The sequence below is a fragment of the Glacieibacterium frigidum genome, assembly GCF_007097155.1.
GTDB classification, from domain to species: domain Bacteria; phylum Pseudomonadota; class Alphaproteobacteria; order Sphingomonadales; family Sphingomonadaceae; genus Glacieibacterium; species Glacieibacterium frigidum.
This window is the reverse complement of record NZ_VJWA01000002.1, coordinates 696,956-715,901: the sequence shown is the minus strand read 5'-3', so window position 1 is coordinate 715,901 and position 18,946 is coordinate 696,956. Positions and strand designations below refer to the sequence as shown.

Genomic DNA, 18,946 nt, shown 5'->3' with positions numbered 1-18,946 from the left:
CCATGAAGCTTGAAGTCAAGAACCTCGACAACGGTGCCGCTGGCGACATCGAACTGTCGGATGCCGTGTTCGGCCTGCCGCCGCGCGTCGACATCCTGCACCGCGTCGTGACGTGGCAGCTCGAGAAGCGCCGTGCCACCGCCCGCAAGGCGCGTGAGCGCAGCGAAGTGAAGCGCACCGGCAAGAAGCTGGGCAACCAGAAGGGCGGCGGTACCGCCCGCCACGGCAACCGTGCCGCGCCGCAGTTCATCGGCGGTGGTAAGGCCCATGGTCCGCGCGTCCGTGATTTCGATCCGGGCCTGAACAAGAAGATCCGCCGTCTCGGCCTCGCCACCGCGCTCAGCGTCAAGGCAGCCGAAGGCAAGCTGGTCGTGGTCGAGAACTTCGACCTCGCCGAAGCCAAGACCAAGTCGCTTCTCGCGACGCTCGGCGGTCTCGGCATCACCAGCGGGCTGTTCATCGACGGCGACGCGGTCAACGCCAACTTCGGTCTGGCGTCCGCGAACCTGCACAAGATCGACGTGCTGCCGGCGATCGGCGCCAACGTCTACGACATCCTCAACCACGACACGCTGGTCCTGACCCGCGCCGCGGTTGCGAGCCTGGAGGCGCGCGTCAATGGCTAAGCTCCCGTTCCTGGGCAAGAAGGAGGTCGCTGCTCCCGCGGCGATCGACCTCAAGCACTACGACATCATCGTGAAGCCGGTGATCACCGAGAAGTCGACGATGGTCAGCGAATTCAACCAGGTCGTTTTCAAGGTCGCCAACTCGGCGTCGAAGCCCGAGATCAAGGCCGCCGTCGAGGCGCTGTTCCGCGTGCGCGTGACCGCGGTCAACACGATGGTCCAGAAGGGCAAGAACAAGCGCTGGAAGGGCAAGCCCTACACCCGCGCCGATGAGAAAAAGGCCGTCGTGACGCTCGCCGAAGGCGACCGCATCGACGTGACCACGGGGATCTGAAATGGCTCTGAAAAGCTATAATCCGACGAGCCCAGGCCGCCGCGGCCTTATCCTCGTCGACCGGTCGAGCCTGTTCAAGGGCCGTCCCGTCAAGGCGCTGACCGAGGGTCTGCGCAAGTCGGGCGGGCGCAACAACATGGGCCACGCCACCGCGCGCGGCATCGCGGGCGGTCACAAGCAGCTGTACCGGATCGTCGACTTCAAGCGTCGCACGTGGGACGTGCCCGCGACCGTCGAGCGCCTCGAGTACGACCCCAACCGCTCGGCGTTCATCGCGCTGGTCAAGTATCCCGACGGCAACCAGCAGTACATCATCGCTCCGCAGCGTCTCGCTGTCGGCGACGTCGTGACTGCGGGCAAGAAGGTCGACGTCAAGCCGGGCAACGCGATGGAAATCGGCTCGATGCCGGTCGGTACGATCGTCCACAATGTCGAGCTGAAGCCCGGCAAGGGCGGCCAGATCGCCCGCGCCGCCGGCACCTTCGTCCAGGTCGTCGGTCGTGACCGCGGCATGGTGATCATCCGCCTTAACTCGGGTGAGCAGCGCTACACGCGGTCGGACTGCATGGCGACCGTCGGCGCGGTGTCGAACCCTGACAACTCGAACCAGAACCTCGGCAAGGCCGGTCGCGTGCGCTGGATGGGCCGTCGCCCGCTTACGCGCGGTGTCGCCAAGAACCCGGTCGACCATCCGCACGGCGGTGGTGAAGGCCGGACCTCGGGCGGCCGTCACCCGGTCACGCCGTGGGGCAAGCCCACGAAGGGCGCCAAGACGCGCTCGAACAAGTCGACCGACCACATGATCATCCGGTCGCGTCACGCCAAAAAGAAGAAGGGCTAAGCGATGAGCCGCTCCGTCTGGAAGGGTCCGTTCGTCGACCTGCACGTCCTCAAGAAGGCCGAAACCGCGCAGGCCGGTGGCGGCGGGCGTGGTCCGATCAAGACCTGGTCGCGCCGCTCCACCATCCTGCCGCAGTTCGTCGGGCTGGTGTTCAGCGTCTATAACGGCCGCAAGTTCATCCCCGTCTCGGTCAACGAGGACATGGTCGGCATGAAGCTCGGCGAGTTCGCGCCGACGCGCACCTTCACGGGTCACGCCGCCGACAAGAAGGCTAAGCGCTGATGGGCAAGCCCAATAATCCCCGCAAGGTCGGCGACCGCGAGGCGCTGGCAATTGCCACGACGCTGCGCGGCTCGCCGTACAAGCTCAACCTGGTCGCGGGCCTGATCCGCGGTCGCAAGGCTGGCGAAGCGCTGAACATCCTGCAGTTCTCGACCAAGGGCATGGCGCCCGAGGTGCGGAAGGTGCTGGCATCGGCGATCGCCAATGCCGAGAACAATCATAATCTCGATGTCGACGCGCTGATCGTCCACGAGGCGAGCGTCGGCAAGGCGCTGGTCATGAAGCGTTTCACGCCGCGGGCTCGCGGTCGTGCGGCGCGTATCGAAAAGCCGTTCAGCCGCCTTCGCGTCGTCGTGCGCGAGATGGCCGACACGTCCGAGGACGCATAACATGGGTAACAAGTCGAACCCCATCGGTCTGCGCCTGCAGATCAACCGCACGTGGGACAGCCGCTGGTACGCCGAAGGCGACGCCTATGGCACGATGCTGCTCGAAGACCTGCGCATCCGCACCTTCATCATGAAGACGCACATGCAGGCGGCGATCTCGAAGGTCGTCATCGAGCGTCCGGCGAAGCTGTGCCGCGTGTCGATCTACGCTGCCCGTCCCGGTGTCATCATCGGCAAGAAGGGCGCTGACATCGAGAAGCTGCGCAAGCAGATCGGCGCGATGACCAAGAGCGACGTGTCGCTGAACATCGTCGAGATCCGCAAGCCGGAAGTCGATAGCCGTCTCGTTGCCCAGGGTGTCGCCGACCAGCTCGAGCGTCGTATCGCCTTCCGCCGCGCGATGAAGCGTGCGGTCCAGTCGGCGCTGCGTCTCGGGGCCGAGGGCATCCGGATCACCTGCTCGGGCCGTCTCGGCGGCGCCGAGATCGCGCGGACCGAGTGGTACCGCGAGGGCCGGGTGCCGCTGCACACGCTGCGCGGCAACGTCGATTATGCCGAGGCGCAGGCGCACACCGCTTACGGTGTCTGCGGCGTCAAGGTTTGGATTTTCAAGGGCGAGATCCTGGGTCACGACCCGATGTCGCAGGACCGGCTGATGATGGAAGCGCAGACTTCCGGCGTCCGTCCGGCGCGCTGAGGATAAGATAGATGCTTTCCCCCAAGCGCACAAAATTCCGCAAGCAGTTCAAGGGCCGCATCAAGGGCGACTCGAAGGGCGGCACCGCGCTCAACTTCGGCGCCTATGGCCTGAAGGCGATGGAGCCCGACCGCATCACGGCGCGTCAGATCGAGGCGGCCCGCCGCGCGATCAGCCGCCACATGAAGCGTGCCGGCCGCTTGTGGATCCGCATCTTCCCCGACGTGCCCGTGACGCAGAAGCCGAACGAGGTCCGCATGGGTAAGGGCAAGGGCGCACCCGAATTCTGGGCGGCGCGCGTCGCCCCGGGTCGCATCATGTTCGAGATCGACGGCGTCAGCCACGAGATCGCCAAGGGTGCGTTCGAGCGTGCGGCGGCCAAGCTGCCGATCAAGACCAAGGTCATCGTTCGCCTCGGCGAGCCGACCGGCGAGGTGACGAAGTGAAAACGAAGGAACTACGGACCCAGTCCGACGACCAGATCGCGGGCAACCTCGGCGAGCTGAAGCGCGAGCAGTTCAACCTGCGCTTTCAGGCGGCGACGGGCCAGCTCGAGAAGCCGGCGCGGGTCCGCACGGTGCGCCGCACGATCGCGCGCATCAAGACGTTGCAGGCGCAGCGCCAGACCGCTGCCGCGCAGGAGACGAAGTAATGCCCAAGCGCATTTTGCAGGGGACCGTAGTCTCCGACAAGGCGAACCAGACGGTCGTTGTGCTGATCGAGCGCCAGGTGCGTCACCCGGTCTATGGCAAGATCATCCGCCTGTCGAAGAAGTATCATGCCCATGACGCCGCCAACGCGGTGAAGACGGGTGACGTGGTGCGCATCGAAGAGTGCGCGCCGATTTCCAAGCTCAAGACTTGGCGTGTCCTCGACACCGTTCAGGTCGGCCAAGTGATCGAAGGATCGCACGCATGATCCAGATGCAGACCAATCTCGACGTCGCCGACAACTCGGGCGCCAAGCGCGTCATGTGCATCAAGGTGCTCGGCGGGTCGAAGCGTCGCTTTGCCGGCGTCGGCGACACCATCGTCGTGTCGATCAAGGAAGCTGCGCCCAAGGGCAAGGTGAAGAAGGGTGACGTGCACCGCGCGGTCGTCGTTCGCACCGCCAAGGACATCCGCCGCGCCGACGGTTCGGTGATCCGCTTCGACGGCAATGCCGCGGTGCTGATCAACAAGAACGAGGAGCCGATCGGCACCCGTATCTTCGGGCCGGTGGTGCGCGAGCTGCGCGCCTCGGGCCACATGAAGATCATCAGCCTTGCGCCGGAGGTGCTGTAATGAGCGCCGCGAAGATCAAGAAGGGTGACACCGTCATCGTCCTGTCCGGCAAGGACAAGGGCAAGTCGGGTGAAGTCACCAAGGCCATGCCCAAGGAGGGCAAGGTCATCGTCAGCGGCATCAACATGATGACGCGCCACAAGAAGGCGAGCCAGGCCAACCCCCAGGGTGGTCTCGAGCGTCTCGAAGCGGCGATGTACGTGTCGAAGGTCGCGATCAAGGATCCCGAGACGGGCAAGGCGTCGCGCGTCGGGTTCAAAATCAACGAAGACGGCAGCAAGGTGCGTATCGCCAAGCGGTCGGGAGCGACGATCGATGGCTGATCAAGCAAATCTGACGCGGATGCAGACGATCTATCAGGACCGCGTGCGGCCCGCGATGATCGAGCAGTTCGGTTACAAGAACCTCATGGAGGTTCCCAAGATCGACAAGATCGTCATCAACATGGGTGTCGGCGAAGCGACGCAGGACAAGAAGAAGGTCGACATCGCGGCCGCCGAGATGGCGCTGATCGCGGGCCAGAAGCCCGTCATCACCAAGGCCAAGAAGTCGGTCGCGACCTTCAAGCTGCGCGAAGGCATGCCGATCGGCTGCAAGGTGACCCTGCGCCGCGAGAAGATGTACGAGTTTCTCGACCGGCTGATCACCATCGCGCTGCCGCGCGTCCGCGACTTCCGCGGGCTCAACCCGAAGTCGTTCGACGGGCGCGGCAACTACGCGATGGGCCTCAAGGAGCAGCTGGTGTTCCCCGAGATCAACTATGACCGCATCGACACGGTGCGCGGCATGGACGTCATCATCACCACCACCGCGCGCACCGACGACGAAGCGCGTGCCCTTCTCAAGGCTTTCGGTTTTCCCTTCATCGGGATGATCGAGCCGCAGGCAAAGGCGGCTTAAGATGGCCAAGCTTTCCTCGATCAAGAAGAACGAGCGTCGCAAGGCGCTGGTCAAGAAGTACGCGCCCAAGTTCGCGGCGTTGAAGGCGATCTCGCACGACGAGAGCGCCGACGACAACGATCGGCTGATGGCGCGCCTCAAGATGAGCGAGCTGCCGCGCAACGCGACGCCCGGTCGTGTGCGCAACCGCTGCGAGCTCACGGGCCGCAGCCGCGCCTACTATCGCAAGTTCAAGCTGAGCCGCATCATGCTGCGGGAGCTGGCCAACAAGGGCCTGATCCCCGGCGTCACGAAGTCGAGCTGGTAACCCCTATGTCGATGACCGATCCCCTGGGTGACATGCTCACCCGCATCCGCAACGGCCAGCAGGCGCGCAAGGACTCCGTCCTGACGCCGGCGTCGAAGCTGCGTGCCCGCGTCCTCGATGTCCTCCAGCGCGAGGGCTATATCCGCGGCTATAGCGACGCGCCCGACGGCTCGTCGACTGCGGCGCTGCGCATCGACCTCAAGTATTTCGAGGGTCAGCCCGCGATCCAGCACGTCGCACGCGTGTCGAAGCCCGGCCGCCGCGTCTATTCTGGCGCCACCGAGCTGCCGCGCGTCCGCAACGGGCTCGGCATCGTCATCGTCTCGACGCCCAAGGGTGTTCTGTCCGACGCGGAAGCGCGCGAGCAGAACGTCGGCGGCGAAGTCCTCTGCCAGGTGTTTTAATCATGTCGCGAATTGGCAAGAAGGCGGTTCCGGTGCCTGCGGGCGTCACCGCCACGATGGAAGGCGGCACGCTCAGCGTGAAGGGTCCCAAGGGGATGCTCGCGATGGCGATGGTCGACGACCTTTCGTACACGCTCGGCGACGACGGCATCTCGGTGATGCCGGCGAACGAGACCAAGCGCGCGCGCGCCTTCTGGGGCATGCAGCGGACGCTTGTTTCGAACCTCGTCGTCGGCGTCTCGGACGGCTTCACCAAGGTGCTGGAGATCACCGGCGTCGGCTATCGTGCCGCAGTGCAGGGGTCGAACCTCAAGCTGCAGCTCGGCTATAGCCACGACGTCGACTATCCGATCCCCGAGGGCATCACGATCAAGACGCCCGACCCGACGACGGTCGAGATCTCCGGGTCCGACAAGCAGGTCGTCGGCCAGGTCGCCGCGGAAATTCGCCGCTGGCGCAAGCCCGAGCCGTACAAGGGTAAGGGCATCAAGTATCGCGGCGAGTTCATCTTCCGCAAGGAAGGGAAGAAGAAGTAATGGGCAAGAACCTTTCCCTGTTCGAACAGCGGCGCCGTCGCGTCCGCACCTCGATCCGTGCCAAGGCGGGCAATCGTCCGCGCCTGTCGATCCATCGTTCGTCGTCGCACATCTATGCGCAGGTGATCGACGATTCGCTGGGCACCACGGTGGCTGCGGCGTCGACGCTCGAGAAGGACGTCCGCGACACCAGCGGCGCGACCTGCGCCTCGGCGGTCGAGGTCGGCAAGCGGCTGGCCGAGCGCGCCAAGGCGGCGGGCGTCACCAACGTCGTGTTCGATCGCGGCGGTTTCCTGTTTCACGGCCGCGTCAAGGCGCTTGCCGAGGGAGCCCGCGAAGGCGGGCTGGAGTTTTAAGCAATGGCTGAGACAGCAGGCGCAGGCCCCAACGCGGGGCGTCGTAACGGTCCCGGCGGCGGTGGTCCCGGTGGCCCCGGCGGCGGTCGTGGCCGTGGCGGCAACGATCGTGGCGGTCGCGGACGCGATAACAACCGCGGCGGCGAGCCCGGCGGCGAGGAGCTCGTCGAGAAGCTCGTCCACATCAACCGCGTCTCGAAGACGGTGAAGGGCGGCAAGCGCTTCGGCTTCGCAGCACTCGTCGTCGTCGGCGATGCCAAGGGTCGCGTCGGCTTCGGCCACGGCAAGGCGCGCGAGGTCCCGGAAGCGATCTCGAAGGCAACTGCCGCTGCCAAGAAGGCGATGATCCGCGTGCCGCTGCGCGACGGCCGCACGCTGCACCACGACGGCTACGGCCATTTCGGTGCGGGCAAGGTCTATGTCCGCTCGGCCGCCCAGGGTACCGGCATCATCGCCGGCGGCCCGATGCGCGCCGTGTTCGAATCGCTCGGCGTCCACGACGTGGTCACCAAGTCGGTCGGCACCAACAACCCGTACAACATGATCCGCGCGACCTTCGCGGCCCTCGGCGAGCAGACCTCGCCGAAGGCGGTGGCGCAGCGGCGCGGCAAGAAGATCGCCGACCTGATGGCTCGCCGTGGCGATGCCGGGGCTCGGACGGCCGAAGCCGACGCCGAAGCGGTCGCCTGAAGGAACTGATGATGGCAACCGTCAAGATCACCCAGACCGGCTCGCCGATCCGCCGTCGCCCCGACCAGGAAGCGACGCTGATCGGCCTCGGCCTCAACAAGATGCACCGCACGCGCGAGCTCGAGGATACCCCGAGCGTGCGCGGCATGATCCGCAAGGTCGCGCATCTGCTGACGGTCGAGGGCGAGTAAGCCTCATCCGCGTTACGCTGTGTAACGCGGCCCTATCCTGCGCGACTAAAGCGAAAGCGAGTGCACTGACATGAAACTGAACGATCTCAGAGATAATCCCGGCGCGCGCAAGTCGCGTGTCCGTGTCGGCCGCGGCATCGGCTCGGGCGTCGGCAAGACCGCCGGACGCGGCCAGAAGGGCCAGAAGAGCCGTTCGGGCGTCAGCATCGCGGGCTTCGAGGGCGGTCAGATGCCGCTCCACATGCGTCTGCCGAAGCGCGGCTTCAACAACGTCTTCCGCAAGTACTTCGCCGAGGTGAACTTGGGCACGCTGCAGATCGCGGTCGATGCCGGCAAGATCAACGCCGACACCGTCCTCGACGGCGCTGCGCTGGTTGCGGCGGGTGTCATCAGCCACGCGCGTGAGGGCGTCCGCCTGCTCGCCAAGGGCACGCTGACCACCCCGCTCAAGCTCAAGCTGCACGGCGCCAGCGCCGCCGCCAAGGCCGCGGTCGAAGCCGCCGGTGGCAGCCTCGAACTGCCCGCCGAAAAGCCCGCGCCGCTCAGCCGCGACGAGCAGAAGGTCGCTCGCGCCTCGGCCCGCGCCGCCAAGGCGAAGGCCTAAGTCTATCCCGCCCGCGCCTCGGCGCGGGCGGTTTTGCATGACGGCATGGCGGAAGGCTGCGCGCTCGCCTATCTAGGCCCCGCGTAGCCCCGTCGGGGCCGAACCGTTGGGAACTCGAATGGCGTCACAAGCGCAGATGGCCGCGCAGCTCAGCTTCGCGAATTTCGGCAAGGCGACCGAGCTCAAGAAGCGCCTGTGGTTCACCCTCGGCGCGCTGATCGTCTTCCGGCTGGTGTCGTTCGTGCCGCTGCCCGGCATCGACCCGACCGCGCTCAACACGCTGTTCCAGGGCACCAAGGGCGGTGCGCTCGACTTCTTCAACATGTTCTCGGGCGGCGCGCTCGAGCGCATGTCGCTGATCGCACTGGGCGTCACGCCCTACATTACCGCGTCGATCATCATCCAGCTGATGACCAGCCTCGTCCCCAGCCTCGCCGCGCTGAAGAAGGAAGGCGAGTCGGGCCGCAAGAAGATCAACCAGTACACGCGCTACGGCACCGTGCTGCTGACCGCGATCCAGGGCTACGGCATCGCCGTCGGCCTCGAAAGCTGGGGCGGTGGGTCGGGCATCCAGGCGGTCATCGATCCGGGCGCGTTCTTCCGCATCACCACCGTCATCACGCTGATCGGCGGCACGATGTTTTTGATGTGGCTGGGCGAGCAGATCACCAGCCGCGGTATCGGCAACGGCATCTCGCTAATCATCATGGCGGGTATCGTCGCCGCGCTGCCGCGCGAGATCGGCACGCTGTTCGAGCAGGCACGCACCGGCGCGATCGGCACCGGCTTCGTGCTGCTGGTGATCATCGTGGCGCTGGCGGCTATCGCCTTCATCTGTTTGATGGAGCGGGCCCAGCGCCGCATCCTGATCCAGTATCCGAAGCGTCAGGTCGGCACGAAGCAGTTCCAGGGCGACAGTTCGCACCTGCCGCTGAAGATCAACACCGCCGGCGTCATCCCGCCGATCTTCGCGTCGTCGCTGCTGCTGATGCCGCTGACCATCGCGCAGTTCGCGACGCAGCAGGGCAACAGCCCCGATTGGCTTCTCGGCGTCACCGGCGCGCTGCAGCACGGCGCGCCGCTCTACATGGCGCTCTACGGCCTCGGCATCATCTTCTTCAGCTTCTTCTACACCGCGGTTGTCTTCAACCCCGAGGAGACGGCGGAGAACCTCAAGAAGTACGGCGGCTTCATCCCCGGCATCCGGCCCGGCGTGAAGACCAGCGAGTATCTCGACTATGTGCTGACACGCATCACGGTGATCGGGGCGGCCTACCTGACGCTGATTTGCCTGCTGCCCGAATTCATGGCGTCGCGGCTCGGCACCAGCATGGCGCTGGGCGGGACGAGCTTGCTCATCGTCGTCAATGTGACCATGGATACGGTGGCGCAGATCCAGTCGCATCTGCTCGCGCATCAATACGAGGGGCTCATCAAGAAGTCCAAGCTGAGGGGAAGTCGCCGTTGATCATCCTGGTGCTGCTCGGTCCGCCGGGCGCGGGGAAGGGCACGCAGGCCGCGCGGCTGACCGCCGAGCGCGGCCTGGTGCAATTGTCGACCGGCGACATGCTGCGCGCGGCGATCGCCAATGGGTCGGAGCTGGGGCAACGCGCCAAGGCGGTGATGGCGGCGGGTGAGCTGGTGAGCGACGAGATCGTCAACGGCCTGATCGCCGAGCGTCTCGATGTGCCGCAGTCGCACCCGGGCTTCATCCTCGACGGCTATCCGCGCACCCAGGCGCAGGCCGAGGCGCTCGACGCGATGCTCGCCGCGAAGGGGCTGCACCTCGATCACGTCATCGAGCTCGAGGTCAACGAGGACGCGCTGGTCGACCGGATCACCGGGCGCTTTACCTGCGCCGACTGCGGCGCGCTGTACCACGACCGCTCGAATCGCCCGCAGCAGGACGACACGTGCGATGTGTGCGGCAGCCACGCCTTCAAGCGCCGCCCCGACGACAATGCCGAGACCGTCCGCACGCGGATGGGCGAGTATCGCGCCAAGACCGCACCGATCCTGCCGTACTACGAGGCCAAGGGCATCGTGACGAAGATCGACGGCATGGCGGACATGGACGAGGTCGGCCACGCGATCGACGGCGTGCTGGCGGGGTGAAGCGCCGGATTGGCCGTCACCGGGCCGGTCGACTAAAGTTCCGCAGCGAAGCGTGCGACAGCTTGACTTCTTACGACTCCCTGTCTAGCTGACCCGCTTCCGATTGACCGGATGAACCCACCGGGGTGGCTTTTGCCGCGCCGGTGTCGTGCTTTGAGATGGGGCGCCTGCCCGGGCGGCCCGTGGAGCGTAGGAGACGAACAACGTGGCACGTATCGCGGGTATCAATATCCCGACCAACAAGCGCGTCGAGATCGCGCTGACCTATATTCACGGCATCGGCCGCACCAAGGCGCTCGGCATCGTGACCGAGCTGGGCTTCCCGCGCGAGCGCCGGGTCCAGGACCTGACCGACGCCGAAGTCCTGCAGATCCGCGAGAAGATCGACCGCGACCTGACCGTCGAGGGCGACCTGCGCCGCCAGACCGCGATGAACATCAAGCGTCTGATGGACCTGGCCTGCTACCGCGGCCTGCGCCATCGTCGCGGCCTGCCGGTGCGCGGCCAGCGTACCCACACCAACGCCCGCACCCGCAAGGGCAAGGCCAAGCCGATCGCCGGCAAGAAGAAGTGACGCGAGCGTCAGCTCAGTCGCCCGTCACTTTCTAGATTCAGGATACTTCGATGGCCCGTGAACCAGCCCGCATCAAGCGCCGCGAGCGCAAGAACATCACCTCCGGCGTCGCGCATGTGAACGCCAGCTTCAACAACACGATGATCACCATCACCGACGCGCAGGGCAATGCGATTGCCTGGTCGTCGGCCGGCACGATGGGCTTCAAGGGCTCGCGCAAGTCGACGCCCTACGCCGCCCAGATGGCTGCCGAGGATGCCGGCAAGAAGGCCGCCGAGCACGGCGTCCGCACGCTCGAGGTCGAGGTTCGCGGTCCGGGTTCGGGTCGCGAGTCGGCGCTGCGCGCGCTGCAGGCGGTGGGCTTCAACATCACCGCGATCCGCGACGTGACGCCGATCCCGCACAACGGCGTCCGGCCGCCGAAGCGCCGCCGCGTCTGACGGCTGCCGCTGCCGCCCGCGCGGGTCTCGCGCGGCGGACTTACTAGATTCGAGGTGGCCGGGTGACGATCCGGCCGCGTCCCAGCCCCCGAGGGGAAAAAAATGGCAGTCATCGCGAAGAATTGGACCGAACTCAAGAAGCCGAACCGGCTCGAGTCGAAGCCGGGCAGCGACAGCCGCCGGAAGAACACGTTCGTCGCCGAGCCGCTCGAGCGTGGCTTCGGCCTGACGCTCGGCAACGCGCTGCGCCGCGTGTTGCTGTCGTCGCTGCAGGGTGCAGCGGTGACCGCGGTCAAGATCGACGGCGTGCTGCACGAATTCTCGTCGCTCACCGGCGTGCGTGAAGATGTGACCGACATGGTCCTCAACATCAAGCAGATCGCCGTGCGCATGCAGGGCGATCAGCCCAAGCGTGTGCATCTGTCGGCGACCGGTCCGGGCCCCGCCACGGCGGGCCAGATCGCGGTCACGGGCGACATGGAGATCATGAACCCCGAGCTGGTGATCTGCACCCTCGACGAGGGCGCGACGCTCAACATGGAGCTGACGATCGAAGCGGGTAAGGGCTATGTCCCCGCCTCGCAGAACCGTCCGGCCGATGCGCCGATCGGGCTGGTTCCCGTCGATGCGCTGTACTCGCCGGTGCGCCAGGTCGCGTACAAGGTCGAGAACACCCGCGTCGGTCAGGAGCTCGACTACGACAAGCTCAACATCACCGTCGAGACCGACGGCACGATGACCCCGGACGATGCGCTCGCCTATGCCGCGCGTATCCTGCAGGACCAGCTCCAGCTGTTCGTCAATTTCGACGAGCCGACGGGTGTCCAGTCGACGCAGCACAGCCCTGTCCACGCGGGCGGGCCGATCGAGATCGACGACACCAACGCGCTCAACCGTTACCTCCTCAAGAAGGTCGACGAGCTCGAGCTGTCGGTGCGTTCGGCGAACTGCCTGAAGAACGACAACATCATCTACATCGGCGATCTGGTTCAGAAGACCGAGAGCGAGATGCTGCGCACCCCGAACTTCGGCCGCAAGTCGCTGAACGAGATCAAGGAAGTGCTGACCGCGATGGGGCTGCGCCTGGGTATGGAAATCCCCGGCTGGCCGCCCGAGAACATCGAGGAAATGGCGAAGAAGCTCGAAGCCGAATATTAAGCCGGCAACGAAGTGGCGATCCGCAATCACGCGGTTCGCCTGGCCGGGGGTACCTGACACGGCCCCCGAACGAACGAAGGACAAGACATGCGTCACGGCAATTCGAACCGCAAACTGGGTCGTACGACCAGCCACCGCCTCGCGATGTTCAAGAACATGGCGGCGAGCCTGATCAAGCACGAGCAGATCACCACGACGCTGCCCAAGGCGCGCGAAATCCGCCCCTATGTCGAGAAGCTGGTGACGCTTGCCAAGCATGGCGGCCTGTCGAACCGCCGCCTTGCCGACGCCCGCCTGAAGGACGATGCGCAGCTGACCAAGCTGTTCGACGTGCTGGCAGCGCGCTACGCCGACCGCGAGGGCGGCTATATCCGCATCGTCAAGGCCGGCATCCGCCGCTCGGACGCGACGCCGATGGCGATCGTCGAATTCGTCGATCGCGACGTTAGCGCCAAGGGCCAGGATTCGGGCCCCGTCGACGACTACGACATGGACGAAGCCGCCTGACCCTTCGGCGTTGCGGCAACGCAGCATGACCGCTAAGCCCCTCGCATCGATACGCGATGCGGGGGATTTGGCATGAGCGGCGCAGGACTGGCGGACGCGCGCGACCCGCGCTCGCTGTCGACGAAATTCCGCGCGCGCCGCGACGTGGTGCTGCGCGACTTCATCCTGCAGCGCCGCGCCGCGGTCGCCGGACCATTCCGGATCCTCGACCTGGGCGGCACTGCCGACTACTGGCGGCGGGTCGGCTTCGCCTGGCTCGAAGACAACGACATAGACATCACCTGCGTCAACCATATCGCGACCGAGTTCGGCGCGTCGGAGCGCGAGGCGGTGCGGCTGCGCTGCATCGTCGGCGACGCGCGTGCGATGACCGAACATGCCGATGCCAGCTTCGATTTCGTCCATTCGAACAGCGTCGTCGAACATGTCGGCCGCTGGGCGGACATGCGGGCATTCGCCAACGAATGTCGGCGCCTTGCCCCCGCCTATTACGTCCAGACGCCGTATCAGTGGTTCCCGATCGACCCGCACTTCTACCGCGTGCCGTTCTTTCACTGGTTCCCCGAGTCGCTGCGCCTGAAGCTGGTCCGGCGAATGCAGGTCGGCTGGTCGAAGGCGCAGCCCGATGTCGACCGCGCGATGAACATCGTCGAGTCGGCGATCCTGCTCGACCGCACGCAGTTCGCCAGCCTGTATCCGGACGCGGAAATTCGTTTCGAACGGCTCGCATTGCTGCCCAAATCGTTGATCGCGATGCGCGGCCGCGCCTGAGCCGTTAATCCGGTTCATCCCCGGTATAATCGCACTGGCGTAAGCTTTGAGTCGAAGGAGATTTGCGATGAACCTCGCGATGCGTCTTGCCACCGGTACCGTCTTGTCGCTCGCGCTGGTCAGCGTACCCGCCATGGCGCGCCCCTATCGCGGTCACTACGGCGGCCATTACCGCCACCACGGCGGCAACGGCATCGGTACGCTGGGCGGCATCCTGCTCGGCGCGGCCGTGCTCGGCACCGCGGCGGCGATCGCCAGCGACAATCGCCGCGACCGCTATGAGCCGCGCTACGAGCCCCAGCCGTATGGCGGTAACACCGGCTACCGCTCGTACGACGACCAGTACGCCCGCAACGATCCGCGCGCCGTGCCGCCCGCGGCCTATGGCTATGACGACGGCGAGCGCTATGCCGACGAACCGACCGGCTATGACGAGCAGACCGCCGCGGGCGACCCCGTCGACGATTGCTCGCGCGCGGCCGAGCGCCAGGCGCAGAACGGCGGCGGCTTCGCGCGCGTCACGGGTATCGACCGCGTCGACGAGATCGACGGCGGTGCCAACGTCCGCGGCCGCGTGCAGATCGAGAACGGCCGCGCCGCACCGGTGCGCTCGATGAGCTTCAGCTGCTCGGCAAGCTACGGCGAGGTCCGCAGCCTGCGTCTCGGCTAGGTCGCTGCGCGGGCGGGGTGACAATTCCGGACATGCGCTTTAGACGAGCGCATGTCCGACCCCGAAGCAATCCTGATCCTCGATTTCGGCAGCCAGGTCTCGCAGCTGATCGCCCGGCGCGTCCGTGAAGCCGGTGTCTATTGCGAGCTGGTGCCTTTTTCAAAGGGTGAGGAGGCGCTCGCGCGGCTCAACCCCCGCGGTGTTATCCTGTCGGGCAGCCCCGCCTCCACCACCGAGATCGGGTCCCCACGCGCCCCGCAGGCGCTGTTCGACAGCGACGTCCCCGTGCTGGGCATTTGCTACGGCGAGCAGACGATGGCGGCGCAGCTCGGTGGCGCCGTGGTCGCCGGCGACCACCGCGAGTTCGGCCGCGCCTTCATCGACATCGCCGAGGACTGCCTGTTGTTCGACGGACTGTGGAAGGCCGGCGAGCGCCATCAGGTGTGGATGAGCCACGGCGACCGCATCGACCGCCTGCCGCCGGGCTTCCGCGTCGTCGCCACCACCAGCGGGGCGCCCTTCGCGGCGATCGCCGATGACGAGCGCCGCCGCTACGGTGTCCAGTTCCACCCCGAGGTCGTCCACACTCCAGACGGCGCTAGGCTGCTCGCCAACTTCGTCCGCAACGTCGCCGGCTGCACCGCGACGTGGAGCATGGCCGGCTACCGCGCCGCCAAGGTCGCCGACATCCGCGCGCAGGTCGGTGACGGCAAGGTGATCTGCGGCCTGTCGGGCGGCGTCGATTCGGCGGTCGCGGCTGTGCTGATCCACGAAGCGATCGGCGACCAGCTGACCTGCGTCTTCGTCGATCACGGCCTGATGCGCACCGGCGAGGCCGAACAGGTCGTCGGCCTGTTCCGCGAGCACTACCACATCCCGCTCGTCCACGTGGATGCCGAGGAGCTGTTCCTCGCCGGCTTGGCGGGCGTCAGCGACCCCGAGGCGAAGCGCAAGTTCATCGGCAAGACCTTCATCGACGTCTTCGAGGCCGAGGCGAAGAAGCTGGGCGGCGCGAAGTTTCTGGCGCAGGGCACGCTCTACCCCGACGTCATCGAGAGCGTCAGCTACACCGGCGGGCCGTCGGTGACGATCAAGAGCCACCATAATGTCGGCGGCCTGCCCGAACGCATGGACATGGCGCTCGTCGAACCCCTGCGCGAACTGTTCAAGGACGAAGTGCGCGTCCTGGGCCGCGAGCTCGGCCTGCCGGAGGCGTTCGTCGGCCGCCACCCGTTCCCTGGCCCCGGCCTCGCCATCCGCATCCCCGGCGAGGTGACCAAGGAGGCGTGCGATACGCTGCGCAAGGCCGACAGCATCTACCTCGACGAGATCCGCAAGGCGGGCCTGTACGACGCGATCTGGCAGGCGTTCGCGGTGCTGCTGCCCGTTCGCACCGTCGGCGTGATGGGCGACGGCCGCACCTACGACAAGGTCTGCGCGCTCCGCGCCGTCACCTCGATCGACGGCATGACCGCCGACATCTACCCCTTCGACGCCGCCTTCCTCAGCGCCGTCGCGACCCGCATCGTCAATGAAGTCCCCGGCATCAACCGCGTGGTTTACGACTACACGTCGAAGCCGCCGGGCACGATCGAGTGGGAATAGCCACCGGATAGGAATTGCATCCGGATGCAGCGATGCCTAGGCTGACAAAAGGCTAGGCTGGAGGCACTCGATGCTGTCCCTCGACGACCATGTCCGGGCGTTCCGGCGCGACGGCTTCACGGTATTTCCCGGCGCGCACTCGGCCGAGCGGCTGGCCGAATGGCGGGCTGCCTATGATGCGATCTGCGCGCGCGAGGGCGAGGCGGTCTGGCTCGGAAACACGTTCGAGATCGACCCCGCGCTTTTCCTGCCGGCGGTCGCCAACCCCGACATCCTCGACTTCGCCGAGGCGGTGATGGGGCCGTTCGTCCAGCTCGATGCGCTGGCGATCAACGCGTTTCCGCCGGTGCCGGCTGCGACGGCGATAGGCAAGGTCAACGGCTGGCACCGCGACCGCTATGCGATCGTGCCCGAGACCAGCGACTATGTGCGGCCGATCAGCATCAATACGATCTTTTACTTCCAGGACATGGATGACGCGCTGGGCCCGCTGCGCGTCGTGCCGGGGTCGCACCGGCAGGGCTTTGCGATCGATACGCCCGGACGAACGGTGCCGCGCGCCGACGAGGTGCTGATCTATCCCAGGGCCGGCGATGTCGTCGTCACCCATTATCTGCTCGTCCATTCGGGCACGCCGAACACGTCGGGTCAGCTGCGCTATTTCATGTCGGCGAGCTATAACTCGTCGTGGATGAAGCATCGCGACCGGCTCGACGGGCCGAAGACGACTGCGCTGCGCGACCAGGCGCGCGCCGCGCGGGACCGCCGCCTGACGCGCCTGCTGGGCGAGGACGATCTCGTCTGGGACCGCACCAACCCCTATTGGTCGACCGGCGGCGAGGCCGAGCGCTGGGCGGCGTGGATTGCCGAGGACCGCGCCTGGCGTGATGGGGTAGCGATCCCCGCCAATCCCCATGTCCATCCGCGCGCCACGACGCGCATGGTCGGCGTCGCCGCCTGAGCGCCCGTTTCAGGTGTCGGTGCCGCCGGTGCGCAATCGGATGTTGAGGACGACGAACTCGGCCGGCTTTACCGGCGCGAAGCCGATCAGGATGTGGACGTAGCCTGAGTCCAAGTCGGCCCTCGTCATCGTCGCGGCATCGCATTTCACGAAATAGGCCTGATCGGGGGTGTGGCCCTGGAACGCGCCCTCGCGGAAAAGGCCTTGCAGAAATGCGCCCACGCGCAGCCGCAGCTGTGCCCAGAGCGGCGCGTCGTTGGCCTCGAACACCGCCCATGCGGTGCCGCGGATGACGCTCTCCTCGATAAGCAGCGCGAGCCGACGGACGGGCACGTACTTCCATTCGGAGCCCAGCGTGTCGGCTCCGGCGACCGTTCGCGCGCCCCAGACGACAGGGCCGCGATTCGGGAGAACCCGCAGGCAATTGACACCGCCCGCGTTCAGCCGGCCGTTCTCCGCGTCGCGCACGGCGACGGTCATGCCCACTGCCCCGGTCAGCGCCGCGTCGGAGCCGGCGGGTGCCTTCCACACGCCGCGCATGCGGTCGGTGCGCGCGATCACCCCGGCGACGAAGCCCGATGGCGGGAAGGCGCGGAGCACCCCCGGCTGCAGCGGGTCGGCTGCCCGGATCCAGGGGAAATACAGCGTCGCGTTCGGCGGATCGGTGCCGGCCAGCGCGGCGGCAGTGGCTATCGCGTCGGCCGACGTATCGTCGGGCCCGGCGTCGGCGATCAGCAAGGCGCGCCGTGCATGGGCTTCGCGATGGAGCACGACCAGCGTCGCGGCGTCGGACAGGCCTGGGACGATCAGCAGGTTGAACGGCTCGATATGGCCCGCGACGGCGGCGATCGCTGCGGCATGGAACGCCGCGTCGCCGGGGCCGATCACGACTCCCTGGTCGGCGGCGATGCGCAGCACATAGGCGTCGTCGCCGCCATTGTCGTAGAAATGCCGGACCGCGTAGCCGAGCAGCGACCGGGCATCGAGCCCGCCGAACACGCGCTCGAAAGCGGCGAAACCGCTCAGCCTGACCGCCTGGCCGGTCGGCCCCTGCGCCGCCCAGCCGACGAACAGCGCGGTCGCGGTCGGCGCGGCGACGATCGGGGGCAGGCCGCTCGGCACCTCCTCGACGTAGACCCCGGGAAAATCGAGGGGCACCGGCATGGACATTCTCCCTCGGCCTCGGGGGCAATCCTAGCCGCCGATACATTTTGCGACAATTTACGGGATTCGCCGACAAACCGGTGCGACAGGCGGGGTCCAGTTTGTCCTCAACGCCGCTGGGGCGTTCTAGAGGAGACAGACCATGAAGAGCATCATCATCGCCGCACTCGCCGCCACGGTCGCCGCTTCGCCGGTCCTCGCAGCGCCGCACAACGACTACAACGGCCGCGGCAAGATCGAGCGCAACCATCGCGACAACGACCGCGGCAACAACTTCCGCGGCAACGACAAGCGGAAGGTCGTGATCAAGCAGGTGTACCGCGCACCCCAGGCCCAGTATCGCACCAACTGGCGCAAGGGTGAGCGGTTCGAGAGCCGCTACGCCCGCAACTACCAGGTGATCGGCAACTATCGCACCTATCGCCTGGCGGCCCCGCCCCGCGGCTATCGCTGGGTCCGGGCAAACAACGACGCGGTGCTGGTCGGCATCACCAGCGGCATCATCGCCTCGGTGATCGCCAACCAGATCCGCTAAGCACTG

Annotated in this window: 31 protein-coding genes; 30 read left to right on the top strand and 1 reads right to left on the bottom strand. The window is 66.5% G+C overall.

Going from position 1 to position 18,946, the window contains the following annotated elements:
- Positions 1–2: 2 nt before the first annotated feature.
- From rplD to FMM06_RS12810, 29 genes are all read left to right on the top strand, one after another.
- A complete protein-coding gene (rplD, locus tag FMM06_RS12950; protein WP_144237804.1) occupies positions 3–626 on the top strand; it encodes a 50S ribosomal protein L4 in 624 nt (207 codons plus the stop codon).
- Complete coding sequence (locus FMM06_RS12945; protein WP_144237803.1) at positions 619–960, top strand: 50S ribosomal protein L23; 342 nt, start codon at positions 619–621, stop codon at positions 958–960. The genes rplD and FMM06_RS12945 overlap by 8 nt, the downstream gene beginning before the upstream one ends.
- A 1-nt stretch (position 961) precedes the next feature.
- A complete protein-coding gene (rplB, locus tag FMM06_RS12940) occupies positions 962–1,801 on the top strand; it encodes a 50S ribosomal protein L2 (RefSeq protein ID WP_144237802.1) in 840 nt (279 codons plus the stop codon).
- A 3-nt stretch (positions 1,802–1,804) separates the two neighbouring features.
- Entirely contained in the window at positions 1,805–2,083 is a 279-nt protein-coding gene (rpsS, locus tag FMM06_RS12935) for a 30S ribosomal protein S19 (RefSeq protein ID WP_144237801.1), read from the top strand.
- On the top strand, positions 2,083–2,472 hold the full coding sequence (gene rplV, locus FMM06_RS12930) for a 50S ribosomal protein L22 (protein ID WP_144237800.1): 390 nt from the start codon (positions 2,083–2,085) through the stop codon (positions 2,470–2,472). Before rpsS ends, rplV begins: the two co-directional genes overlap by 1 nt.
- A gap of 1 nt (position 2,473) precedes the next feature.
- Positions 2,474–3,169, top strand: coding sequence for a 30S ribosomal protein S3 (rpsC, locus tag FMM06_RS12925; RefSeq protein WP_144237799.1), 696 nt, complete (start codon positions 2,474–2,476; stop codon positions 3,167–3,169).
- Between the two features lie 11 nt (positions 3,170–3,180).
- On the top strand, positions 3,181–3,615 hold the full coding sequence (gene rplP, locus FMM06_RS12920) for a 50S ribosomal protein L16 (protein ID WP_144237798.1): 435 nt from the start codon (positions 3,181–3,183) through the stop codon (positions 3,613–3,615).
- Entirely contained in the window at positions 3,612–3,821 is a 210-nt protein-coding gene (gene rpmC, locus FMM06_RS12915) for a 50S ribosomal protein L29 (RefSeq protein ID WP_144237797.1), read from the top strand. Before rplP ends, rpmC begins: the two co-directional genes overlap by 4 nt.
- Positions 3,821–4,087, top strand: a complete 267-nt coding sequence (gene rpsQ, locus FMM06_RS12910; protein ID WP_144237796.1) for a 30S ribosomal protein S17 — start codon at positions 3,821–3,823, stop codon at positions 4,085–4,087. The genes rpmC and rpsQ overlap by 1 nt, the downstream gene beginning before the upstream one ends.
- Entirely contained in the window at positions 4,084–4,452 is a 369-nt protein-coding gene (gene rplN / locus FMM06_RS12905) for a 50S ribosomal protein L14 (RefSeq protein ID WP_144237795.1), read from the top strand. Before rpsQ ends, rplN begins: the two co-directional genes overlap by 4 nt.
- A complete protein-coding gene (rplX, locus tag FMM06_RS12900; RefSeq protein ID WP_144237794.1) occupies positions 4,452–4,775 on the top strand; it encodes a 50S ribosomal protein L24 in 324 nt (107 codons plus the stop codon). Before rplN ends, rplX begins: the two co-directional genes overlap by 1 nt.
- On the top strand, positions 4,768–5,352 hold the full coding sequence (gene rplE / locus FMM06_RS12895; RefSeq protein WP_144237793.1) for a 50S ribosomal protein L5: 585 nt from the start codon (positions 4,768–4,770) through the stop codon (positions 5,350–5,352). Before rplX ends, rplE begins: the two co-directional genes overlap by 8 nt.
- 1 nt (position 5,353) lies before the next feature.
- On the top strand, positions 5,354–5,659 hold the full coding sequence (gene rpsN, locus FMM06_RS12890; protein ID WP_144237792.1) for a 30S ribosomal protein S14: 306 nt from the start codon (positions 5,354–5,356) through the stop codon (positions 5,657–5,659).
- Between the two features lie 5 nt (positions 5,660–5,664).
- Positions 5,665–6,063, top strand: coding sequence for a 30S ribosomal protein S8 (gene rpsH, locus FMM06_RS12885; protein WP_144237791.1), 399 nt, complete (start codon positions 5,665–5,667; stop codon positions 6,061–6,063).
- A gap of 2 nt (positions 6,064–6,065) precedes the next feature.
- Positions 6,066–6,599: a 50S ribosomal protein L6 gene (gene rplF, locus FMM06_RS12880; RefSeq protein ID WP_144237790.1), complete on the top strand. Its 534-nt coding sequence runs from the start codon at positions 6,066–6,068 to the stop codon at positions 6,597–6,599.
- Complete coding sequence (gene rplR / locus FMM06_RS12875; RefSeq protein ID WP_144237789.1) at positions 6,599–6,955, top strand: 50S ribosomal protein L18; 357 nt, start codon at positions 6,599–6,601, stop codon at positions 6,953–6,955. The genes rplF and rplR overlap by 1 nt, the downstream gene beginning before the upstream one ends.
- 3 nt (positions 6,956–6,958) lie before the next feature.
- The gene (rpsE, locus tag FMM06_RS12870; protein ID WP_144237788.1) at positions 6,959–7,645 is read left to right on the top strand and encodes a 30S ribosomal protein S5; all 687 of its coding nucleotides are present in this window, start codon (positions 6,959–6,961) and stop codon (positions 7,643–7,645) included.
- Positions 7,646–7,656: 11 nt separating this feature from the next.
- Positions 7,657–7,836, top strand: coding sequence for a 50S ribosomal protein L30 (gene rpmD, locus FMM06_RS12865; RefSeq protein ID WP_144237787.1), 180 nt, complete (start codon positions 7,657–7,659; stop codon positions 7,834–7,836).
- Positions 7,837–7,906: 70 nt separating this feature from the next.
- Positions 7,907–8,440, top strand: coding sequence for a 50S ribosomal protein L15 (gene rplO / locus FMM06_RS12860; protein WP_144237786.1), 534 nt, complete (start codon positions 7,907–7,909; stop codon positions 8,438–8,440).
- A gap of 118 nt (positions 8,441–8,558) precedes the next feature.
- Entirely contained in the window at positions 8,559–9,908 is a 1,350-nt protein-coding gene (gene secY, locus FMM06_RS12855) for a preprotein translocase subunit SecY (protein WP_144237785.1), read from the top strand.
- Positions 9,908–10,555: an adenylate kinase gene (locus tag FMM06_RS12850; RefSeq protein WP_144335469.1), complete on the top strand. Its 648-nt coding sequence runs from the start codon at positions 9,908–9,910 to the stop codon at positions 10,553–10,555. Before secY ends, FMM06_RS12850 begins: the two co-directional genes overlap by 1 nt.
- Positions 10,556–10,760: 205 nt before the next feature.
- Positions 10,761–11,129, top strand: coding sequence for a 30S ribosomal protein S13 (gene rpsM, locus FMM06_RS12845; protein ID WP_144237784.1), 369 nt, complete (start codon positions 10,761–10,763; stop codon positions 11,127–11,129).
- Between the two features lie 50 nt (positions 11,130–11,179).
- A complete protein-coding gene (gene rpsK, locus FMM06_RS12840; protein WP_144237783.1) occupies positions 11,180–11,569 on the top strand; it encodes a 30S ribosomal protein S11 in 390 nt (129 codons plus the stop codon).
- A 102-nt stretch (positions 11,570–11,671) separates the two neighbouring features.
- Positions 11,672–12,727 (top strand): DNA-directed RNA polymerase subunit alpha, encoded by a 1,056-nt coding sequence (locus tag FMM06_RS12835; protein ID WP_144237782.1) that lies wholly within the window; start codon positions 11,672–11,674, stop codon positions 12,725–12,727.
- 87 nt (positions 12,728–12,814) lie between these two features.
- Complete coding sequence (gene rplQ / locus FMM06_RS12830) at positions 12,815–13,234, top strand: 50S ribosomal protein L17 (protein WP_144237781.1); 420 nt, start codon at positions 12,815–12,817, stop codon at positions 13,232–13,234.
- A gap of 72 nt (positions 13,235–13,306) precedes the next feature.
- Positions 13,307–14,005 (top strand): class I SAM-dependent methyltransferase, encoded by a 699-nt coding sequence (locus FMM06_RS12825; RefSeq protein WP_144237780.1) that lies wholly within the window; start codon positions 13,307–13,309, stop codon positions 14,003–14,005.
- A 67-nt stretch (positions 14,006–14,072) separates the two neighbouring features.
- Positions 14,073–14,675: a hypothetical protein gene (locus tag FMM06_RS12820; RefSeq protein ID WP_144237779.1), complete on the top strand. Its 603-nt coding sequence runs from the start codon at positions 14,073–14,075 to the stop codon at positions 14,673–14,675.
- Positions 14,676–14,726: 51 nt separating this feature from the next.
- Positions 14,727–16,280 (top strand): glutamine-hydrolyzing GMP synthase, encoded by a 1,554-nt coding sequence (gene guaA, locus FMM06_RS12815; RefSeq protein ID WP_144237778.1) that lies wholly within the window; start codon positions 14,727–14,729, stop codon positions 16,278–16,280.
- Positions 16,281–16,350: 70 nt separating this feature from the next.
- Entirely contained in the window at positions 16,351–17,241 is an 891-nt protein-coding gene (locus FMM06_RS12810; protein WP_144237777.1) for a phytanoyl-CoA dioxygenase family protein, read from the top strand.
- A gap of 9 nt (positions 17,242–17,250) precedes the next feature.
- Here the strand turns inward: FMM06_RS12810 and FMM06_RS12805 are convergent, their stop codons facing one another.
- The gene (locus tag FMM06_RS12805; protein WP_144237776.1) at positions 17,251–18,405 is read right to left on the bottom strand and encodes a phage tail sheath family protein; all 1,155 of its coding nucleotides are present in this window, start codon (positions 18,403–18,405) and stop codon (positions 17,251–17,253) included.
- Between the two features lie 142 nt (positions 18,406–18,547).
- Between FMM06_RS12805 and FMM06_RS12800 the strand changes: the two genes are divergently transcribed.
- Positions 18,548–18,940 (top strand): RcnB family protein, encoded by a 393-nt coding sequence (locus tag FMM06_RS12800; protein ID WP_144237775.1) that lies wholly within the window; start codon positions 18,548–18,550, stop codon positions 18,938–18,940.
- Positions 18,941–18,946: the final 6 nt, after the last annotated feature.